Origin of the sequence: Parasphingomonas zepuensis (assembly GCF_036663735.1) — a bacterium.
In the GTDB taxonomy this organism is placed as follows: Bacteria; Pseudomonadota; Alphaproteobacteria; order Sphingomonadales; family Sphingomonadaceae; genus Sphingomonas.
Window position 1 is genome coordinate 1 of record NZ_JAXOJO010000015.1, and the last position, 3,590, is coordinate 3,590.

The window sequence follows — 3,590 nt, forward strand, 5'->3', positions numbered from 1 at the left end:
CGCGCTTCGCGCCCTGATCGCGGATGCGCGACGCCGAGGCGATCGCCAGGTGGTCGCCGATTCGGACGGCAGCGCGCTCAGCGTCTTCTACGAGCCGGGCGATGTCATCCTGAACCCCTTCGACGCCCGCTGCGTCCGATGGGATTTGCTCAGTGAGATCGAACATGTCGGCGATTTCGCGATGCTGGCGCAATCGCTGTTGCCGCATCTCGGCCATGGCGATCATGATCAGTGGATCAGTTACGCGCAGCAATTGCTGTCCAGCGCGATGGAGAGTCGGGTGACCAACGAGATGGGTAGCTCTGCCGAATTTGTCACCGCGCTCGCGCAGGCGAACAAGCTGCCAACCGACGGCTCGATCCCGGCATCCGCGAGGCGCTCAGTGTACTTGATGGACACATATTGGGCGGATTCAGGCGGTCGTCGCAACGCCCTGGTCAAGGAGCGGTGAAGGTTCACAAGCGTGTTTCGGATCGGTGTACGCGCAGCAAATTGCGTTCGCCTGGTCATCCGCCTGGATGGCGGCGCGATAACGTCTGCCGCTTCTGGCAAGCGATTGCTTGTGGCAGATCGAACGAAGACGCGGCGATGGATGCGGGCGTTTCGGCACCTGTGGGCGCGCGCTGGTTTCGGGGAGCAGGAGGGATGCCGCCAACCCATGTATCACCATCGGCTAAGCCGACCATCGGGCGTTATCTGACATTTTCGGAGCGCGAAGATATTGCGATCGAAGTGGCCAGGGGCGCCAGCATCAACGCCATCGCTCGTAAGCTTGGACGGTCGCCGAGCACGATCTCGCGCGAGTTGAAGCGCAATGCCGCCATGCGAAGCGGAAGCTTCGATTACCGGGCGAGCACCGCGCAATGGCATGCGGACCGGTCGGCTCGGCGGCCTAAGCTGACGACCAACTCAGCGCTGCGAGACTATTACAGGATCGGCTCGCCGGGCAGGTTGCCAACCCCGACGGCTTCGGCTTCAGCGGCTCTGATGTGATATGGAAGGGACGCCGTGCTGTTCACCGCCAGAGCCGGCGATGGTTTCGGCCTGGAGTCCCGAACAGATCTCGCATCGGCTCCGGCTCGACTTTCCCGGGGATCTGACGATGCGCATTAGCCACGAGGCAATTTACCAGTCCCTGTCCGCCGTCAGCACCAATGGCACAGATTTGAGGTTGTGATTTAAGGAGGTTTGGGGCTTCGTCGTAGTGACGAAGGAACGAAGATGAAGGCCCAACCCTCCTTGAAAAAATCGCCGACCCCTGCTGAGCGGGTTGTGAAGGATATTCGGCGTCAGACCCGTCGCCACTTCTCGGCTGAAGACAAGATCCGCATCGTGCTTGACGGGCTGCGCGGCGAGGACAGCATTGCCGAGCTGTGCCGCAAAGAAGGCATCGCGCAGAGCCTGTATTACACCTGGTCGAAAGAGTTCATGGAAGCCGGCAAGCGCCGCCTGGCTGGTGACACCGCCCGTGCCGCGACCACTGGCGAGGTGCAGGATCTGCGCCGCGAGGCTCGTGCCCTGAAGGAATGCGTTGCTGACCTGACACTCGAAAACCGTCTGCTGAAAAAAGCATGATTGCGGATGGGGGCGACGACGAATGAGGTATCCCGCATCCGAAAGCTCGAGATCATCCGGATCGTCGAGCAGTCGCACCTGCCCGCCAAGCGGACGCTGGACCAGCTCGGTATCGCCCGTCGGACATTCTACCGCTGGTATGACCGCTATCTTGAGGGCGGGCCGGAGGCACTGGAGGATCGGCCATCGGCGCCGAGCCGGGTGTGGAACCGCATCGGCGACGGCATCCAGGACCAGATCGTCGAAATGGCGCTGGAAGCGACCGACCTGAGCCCCCGCGAACTGGCGGTGCGCTTCACCGACGAGAAGCGCTACTTCGTGTCCGAAGCCACGGTTTACCGCCTGTTGAAGGCCCATGATCTGATCACCAGCCCGGCCTATGTCGTGATCAAGGCCGCCGATCAGTTCCACACCAAGACCACCCGGCCGAACGAGATGTGGCAGACCGATTTTACCTACTTCAAGATCATCGGATGGGGCTGGATGTACCTGTCGACCGTGCTTGACGACTTCTCGCGCTACATCATCGCCTGGAAACTGTGCACCAACATGCGAGCCGAGGACGTGACCGACACGTTGGACCTCGCCCTCAAGGCCTCGGGCTGTGACAGTGCCACGGTGCTGCACAAGCCCAGGCTGCTCAGTGACAATGGTCCCAGCTACATCGCGGGCGAACTGGCGGAATACATCAATGCGCAAAAGATGAGCCATGTGCGCGGCGCTCCGATGCATCCCCAGACCCAGGGCAAGATCGAGCGTTGGCACCAGACCCTGAAAAACCGCATCCTGCTGGAAAACTACTTCCTGCCCGGCGACCTCGAGATCCAGATCGAGGCCTTCGTCGAGCACTACAATCACCAGCGGTACCACGAGAGCCTGAACAACGTGACGCCCGCCGACGCCTACTTCGGCAGGGCGCCGGCCATCATCCAACAGCGTGAAAGGATCAAACGACAGACCATCGAGCATCGGCGCTTGCAACACCGCAAGCTCGCCGCCTAACATCAACCCCCAGACGAGGCCCGCACTCCGCTATTTTACGCCGCCAGTTGCGCCAAATGTTCTGACGACGGACAGGTGGTTGCTCATCCCATAGCCCCCGAATAGGCCACGAAAGGGGTTTAGGACCAGTTACAGCGTTGGTGCCGTTGCTACATAATACCGCATCCCCTTGAAATCGTTGGAAAGTCAATCGTTTGAGCAACGGTCTCGTGCCGACTGTAGCCCTCAACTGTCGCCCACACATGACGTGCTCCCCTTTTCTCCTCCACTCATAAGTAGAGTCCGGGGTTGCCAGGGTGCCCTGGCGGGTGGGGTTGTGCAACCTGCCTGGCAGCATCGGCGGGCGTCAGCCCGCCTATCCCGCTATGCGGCCGCACATGGTTGTAGTCGTCGCGCCATGCCCGCAGTACCGATCGGGCATGGCTGAGGGACGCGAACAGCGTCTCGTTCAGACATTCGTCGCGCAAGCGACCATTGAAGCTCTCGACGTATCCGTTCTGCTGCGGCTTGCCCGGCGCGATGTAATGCCATTCGATGCGTCGGTCCTGCGCCCAGCGCAGGATCGCCAGGCTGGTCAGCTCCGTGCCGTTGTCGCTCACGATCATCAGCGGCTTGCCGCGAACGGCGATGATCGCATCGAGCTCGCGGGCAACACGAGCGCCGGACAACGACGTGTCGACCACCAGCGCGAGGTTCTCCCGCGTGAAGTCATCGACCACCGCAAGGATGCGGATACGCCGGCTGCACACCAGCGTGTCACTAACGAAGTCCAAGCTCCAGCGCTGGTTCGGACCCTGCGGCAACGTCATCGGCGCCCGCGTGCCCATCGCTCGCTTGCGGCCCCGGCGACGCCGTACGCGCAGGTTCTCCTCGCGATACAGCCGCAAAAGCTTCTTGTGATTCATGACGATGCCTTCGCGGGCAAGCATGATCCCCAGCCGCCGATAACCGAACCGGCGACGTTCCAGCGCGATCTCACGAAGACGCGGCCGAAGGTCGCCATCATCACCACG

1 protein-coding gene and 3 pseudogenes are annotated in these 3,590 nt (G+C 61.7%); 3 read left to right on the top strand and 1 reads right to left on the bottom strand.

The window, feature by feature from the left end; genetic code table 11:
• Window positions 1-49: 49 nt before the first annotated feature.
• The 3 pseudogenes from U1769_RS24765 to U1769_RS24775 all read left to right on the top strand — a co-directional run.
• Window positions 50-274 (top strand): annotated as a pseudogene (locus U1769_RS24765) (type IV secretion system DNA-binding domain-containing protein); the annotation flags it as partial.
• A 173-nt stretch (window positions 275-447) separates the two neighbouring features.
• Window positions 448-1,138, top strand: a pseudogene (locus U1769_RS24770) (transposase); the annotation flags it as partial.
• 83 nt (window positions 1,139-1,221) lie between these two features.
• Window positions 1,222-2,577, top strand: a pseudogene (locus tag U1769_RS24775) (IS3 family transposase).
• Between the two features lie 269 nt (window positions 2,578-2,846).
• On the opposite strand, the gene U1769_RS24780 reads toward U1769_RS24775, so the two are convergent.
• A partial coding sequence (locus tag U1769_RS24780) for an IS3 family transposase (protein WP_332720833.1) occupies window positions 2,847-3,590 on the bottom strand: 744 nt, incomplete at its 5' end.